Annotated in this window: 1 protein-coding gene; it reads left to right on the forward strand. The window is 76.0% G+C overall.

The annotated features are described in order from the left end of the window. On the forward strand, window positions 1-3,549 hold a 3,549-nt coding region (locus ACWEVO_RS32675), incomplete at both ends, for an FkbM family methyltransferase (protein ID WP_452311300.1).

Raw genomic sequence — 3,549 nt, forward strand, 5'->3', positions numbered from 1 at the left:
GGTCGACGACCTGGTTGCGGCGGGCGGTGCGCCGCCGGCCACAGCGCCGGACCCGGCCGACCCCGCGTACGTGATCTTCACGTCCGGTTCCACCGGCACGCCCCGCCCCGTCCAGGTGTCGCACGGCGCCGCCGCGCACCTGGCCGACGCCCTGGAACGGACCGTGTACGTGGGCAGCCGCCCGGGGCTGCGGGTGGCGGTGAACGCCCCGCTCACCTTCGACGCCTCGGTGAAGCAGCTCGTGCAGCTCGGTCACGGCCGCAGCCTGTACCTGGTGCCTGAGGAGGTCCGCCGGGACGGCGCGGCCCTCGCCGCCGCGCTGACCGACCACGGCGTCGACGTGCTCGACCTGACCCCCTCCCAGCTGCGCATCCTGCTCGCCGGGGCCGGTGACACCCGGCTGCCCGGACTGCTGCTGCTCGGCGGGGAGGCCGTCGGGCCGGAGCTGTGGGAGGAGGTGGCGGCGCTGCCCGGCGTCCGCGCGGTCAACCTGTACGGCCCGACCGAGTGCACCGTGGACACCAGCGCCGCGGAGATCCGCGCCGGGGACGCCCCGAGCATCGGCCGGCCGCTGCCCGGCGTCGCGGTCTGGGTGCTCGACGAGCACCTGCGGCCGGTGCCGCCCGGCGTGGCCGGGGAGCTCTGCGTTAGCGGGCCGCAGCTCGCCGACGGCTACCGGGGGGACCCGGAGGCCACCGCGCTGCGGTTCGTGACCGTGGCCCTGCCGTCCGGCCGCACCGAGCGGGTGTACCGCACCGGCGACCGGGTCCGCTTCGACGCCGACCGGCGGCTGCGCTACCTGGGCCGGCTCGACGACCAGGTCAAGATCCACGGGTTCCGGGTGGAGCCGGGCGAGGTCGCCGCGGTGCTGCGGGGGCACCCGGAGGTGGCCGACGCCGCCGTGGTGGCGCGGGACGACGACGGGCACGGCGACCGGCTCGTCGCGTACGTCCGGCCGGGCGGCGCGGCCCCCGCCGTGGACGTCACCCGGATCGCCGGGGTCAACCCGCACGAGACCCGCTACCTGTACGACGAGATCTTCGTCGAGCGGGTCTACCTGCGCGACGGCATCGTGCTGCGGCCCGGGGCGACCGTCCTCGACGTGGGCGCCAACATCGGCATGTTCTCGCTGTTCGTCCACGCCGTCTGTCCGGACGCGACGATCCACGCGTTCGAGCCGGTGCCGTCGGTGGCCGACCTGCTGCGGCGCAATGTCGCCGAGTTCGGCGTACCGGCCAGCGTGCACGGGTTCGGGTTGTCCCGGGCGGCCGGCGAGGTCTCCTTCACCTACTACCCGGGCTACTCGATGATGTCCGGCCACGCCGCGTACGCCGACCCGGACGCCGAGGTGGCCGTGATCAAGCGGTACCTCGCCAACGAGCGGGACGCCGGTGCGGACGAGCGGGACGTCCTGCTCGACCGGGTCGACGAGCTGCTCGCCGAGCGCTTCGCCGGCCGGGAGCTCACCGTGCCGGTCCGGCCACTGTCGGCCGTCCTGGACGAGCTGGCCCCGGAGCGGATCGACCTGTTGAAGATCGATGTGCAGCGCGCCGAGGCGGACGTGCTCGCCGGGCTCGCCGACCGGCACTGGCCGCTGATCGCGCAGGTGGCCATGGAGGTGCACGACGCGGCCGGCACCGAGACCGCGGGCCGGCTAGCCGAACTGGTCGCGTTCTTCGAGGGCAAGGGCTTCGACGTGGTGACCCGCCAGGACGACCTGCTCGCCGGCACCGACCGGCACACCCTGCACGCCGTCCGCCCGGAGTACGCCGCCGACCCGCGTCCCGCGGTGGCCGTCCCGGCCGGGCCGGCGGCCGGTCCGCTGGACGAGCGGCTGACCGGTTGGCTCGCCGACCGGCTCCCGGCCCATCTGGTGCCGGCCGCGGTGGTGCTCCTCGACGAGCTGCCGCTGACCCGCAACGGCAAGCTCGACCGGGCGGCGCTGCCCGCGCCCCGGCTCGACCGGCCCCGTGACCGGGCGGCGGTGGCGCCGGCCAACCGGGCCGAGGAGATCCTGGTCGAGGCGTGGCAGGAGATCCTCGGGGTGCCGACGGTCGGCGTGACGGAGAGCTTCTTCGCCCTCGGCGGCGACTCCATCCGGAGCATCCAGATGCAGGTCGCGGCGAACAAGCGGGGGTTGTCCTTCCGGCTGGCCGACATCTTCACCCACCAGTCGATCCGGGAGCTGGTCGCGCACGGGGAGATCACCCTCGACGGCGCCCCGCCGGCCGCCGAAGCCCCGCAGGACGGGCGGTTCGCGCTGGTCGCCGCCGCCGACCGGGCGCTGCTGCCCGCCGGGCTCGCCGACGCGTACCCCATGACGGCCCTGCAGCAGGGCATGGTCTACCACTGCGAGCTGACCGGCGACCCGGCGATGTACCACAACGTCACCGCACACCGGATCGCCGCGCCGCTGGACCCGGCGGCGCTGCGCCGCGCGCTGGCCGGCCTGGTCGCCGCCCATCCGGTGCTGCGGACCGGGTTCTCGCTCGGCGCGTACTCGGAGCCGCTGCAGCTCGTGCACGCGGACGTGCCGGTCGAGGTGCCGGTCACCGACCTGGCCGACGCCGACCCGCAGACCCGCCGGGCCCGGATCGACGACCTCGTCGCGCAGGAGCGGGTACGCCCCTTCGACTGGGCCCGCCCGCCGCTGCTGCGGCTGCGCGCCGTCCGGGAGGACGCCGAGGCGTTCACGCTGATCGTCGCCGAGTACCACGGCATCCTCGACGGCTGGAGCCTGCACCTGTTCCTGGCCGACCTGCTCGCCGGGTACGACCGGGAGCGGGCCGGCACCGCCCGCCCGGCCCGCCCGGGCCTGCCGTTCGGCGAGTACGTGGCGGCCGAGCGGCGTGCCCTGGCCGACCCGGCCACCCGCCGGTTCTGGCTGGACGGCCCCGGCGCGGTGCCGCCGTTGCTGCTCGGCGGACCCGACCCGCGGACCACCACGACCCAGCGGGTGCCGCTGCGGGCGGGCACCACCGACGCGGTCACCGCGGCGGCCCGCGCCGCGGGGGTGCCGGTCAAGTCCTGGCTGCTCGCCCTCCACCTGCGGCTGATCGGCGAGCTGTCCGGCCGGGACGAGGTGGTCAGCGGCCTGGTCGTCGGCGGCCGGCCGGAGGGGGACGGCAGCGACGTCACCCTCGGGCTCTTCCTCAACACCCTGCCGGTCGGCGTCGCGCTGGGCACCCGGCCCGTGGCCGAGCTGGCCGCCGAGGTGTGGCGGGCCGAGCGGGAGCTGATGGGGCACCACCGGTTCCCGCTCGCCGAGATCGTCCGCGCCGGCGGGGCCGGCCCCCGCTTCGACCACTTCTTCAACTGGACCCACTTCCCGAGCGGACCGGCCGAGGGCGGCAGCCGCATCGTGGACAGCCGGGGGGTCACCGTGGACGTGGCGTTCAGCCTCGCCGTCGACGCCGAACTGGACGCCGACACCGGCCGGCTCGCCCTCACCGTCCAGTACGACCACCGGCACGTGGCCGCCGACCGGGTGGACGCGTACGCCGACGGCTTCCGCCGGCTGCTGGCGGCCGACCCGACGGCACCGCTGCC

This window comes from Micromonospora sp. NPDC003776, assembly GCF_053605645.1.